This is a genomic window from Streptomyces sp. NPDC058877 (genome assembly GCF_042742855.1).
Classification (GTDB): Bacteria; Actinomycetota; Actinomycetes; order Streptomycetales; family Streptomycetaceae; genus Streptomyces.
Window position 1 is genome coordinate 1 of record NZ_JBHYMF010000403.1, and the last position, 1381, is coordinate 1381.

A 1381-nucleotide genomic window follows, 5' to 3' on the forward strand; every position below is an offset into this window, starting at 1 on the left:
CCCCCTGCAGGGGGTGCCGACCGCGAAGCGGGAGTGGGGCGTGGTCGGCCGACGGACGCAGTGCTTCGTGCGGTCATGCCACGTCCAACGACAGGACGCCCCGGCATGTCACCGTGCCGCCCGCACTCGGGTTCCGGGCAGTGGGTCGGTCAGGAGATGTCCCGTCTCGCCTTCACAACGATCGTTTTCGGACGAATCCGTGGATCCGGACATGCGCCGCCCGGCGATCGGTAGCGTCCGGGTACGAAAGATCCAGTGCCGGACACGGCAGTTGCAATGGGGAGGGCCACCATGGCCAATGTGGAAGTGTCGATGAAGGAAGCGATGACCTCGATCGACGGTGCGCTCGGGGTGGCGCTCGTGGACTACACCAGCGGCATGGCCCTGGGGACTCTCGGCGGCGGCAAGGATCTGGACCTGACGGTTGCTGCAGCCGGCAATACGGACGTGATCCGGGCCAAGGTCAGGGCCATGGAGATGCTGGGTCTCCAGGACGACCTCGAGGACGTGCTGATCACCCTCGGCAGCCAGTACCACCTGATCAGGCTGTTGCGCAGCCGCAGTGGAAGCGGACTGTTCCTCTACCTGGTGCTCGACAAGGCGAAGTCCAACCTGGCCATGGCCCGCCACCAACTCCGCCGGGTCGAGGCGGAACTCGAGGTGTAGCTCTCACGTCGCGAACGGGCCTACGCGTGCCCATGAGTTGAAGTTTTCTTCAACTCTACAGATCCGAAAGCGGTCAACTTCGGGTGCGCGTGGCCTCACAGGACGCGACGATGGTCAGGGGCCGTGCCGCCGGTGGGCGTGCACGGCCGTGGTAAACGGTCCGAGGAGTTGTAGGAGCGTCGTGGGTATGCAGGTGCCGCTGTACCAGGTGAAGGCCGAGTTTTTCCGGATGCTCGGTCACCCCGTCCGCATACGCGTCCTTGAGCTCCTCCAGGACGGCCCGATGCCGGTCCGGGACCTGCTGGCGGAGATCGACGTCGAGGCGTCCAGCCTCTCCCAACAGTTGGCCGTGTTGCGCCGCTCGGGCATCGTCGTCTCCACTCGGGAGGGCTCCACGGTCACCTACGAGTTGGCGGGCGGAGACGTGGCCGATCTGTTGAGAGCCGCTCGCCGCATCCTCACCGAGATGCTGGTGGGCCGGAACGAGTTGCTCGCCGAACTCCGGCAGGACCAGTTCCTTCCCGACGCCGCGCCCTCGGCTTCCGTCCGCACCTGATGTCGAACGGTTGCTGACCGCCCGTCGCCCGCTCCCGTGCACCTGTCGTGCCCCCCCCCGGGCGCGGGGGGGGGGGGGGTAGGGGGGGGGGGGGCGGGCGCGCGGTGAGGGGGGGGGCCCCCGGGCCGGCCGGGCCCCAACGAACCCCGGCCCCCACAG

The 1381-nt window shown here is 68.1% G+C and carries 2 protein-coding genes; both read left to right on the forward strand.

The genetic code is table 11. The features are described 5' to 3' along the window. The first annotated feature begins 291 nt into the window (after positions 1–291). A complete protein-coding gene (locus ACFW2Y_RS35880; protein WP_384887957.1) occupies positions 292–666 on the forward strand; it encodes a hypothetical protein in 375 nt (124 codons plus the stop codon). Between the two features lie 187 nt (positions 667–853). Next, positions 854–1222 (forward strand): ArsR/SmtB family transcription factor, encoded by a 369-nt coding sequence (locus ACFW2Y_RS35885; RefSeq protein WP_384887960.1) that lies wholly within the window; start codon positions 854–856, stop codon positions 1220–1222. Positions 1223–1381: the final 159 nt, after the last annotated feature.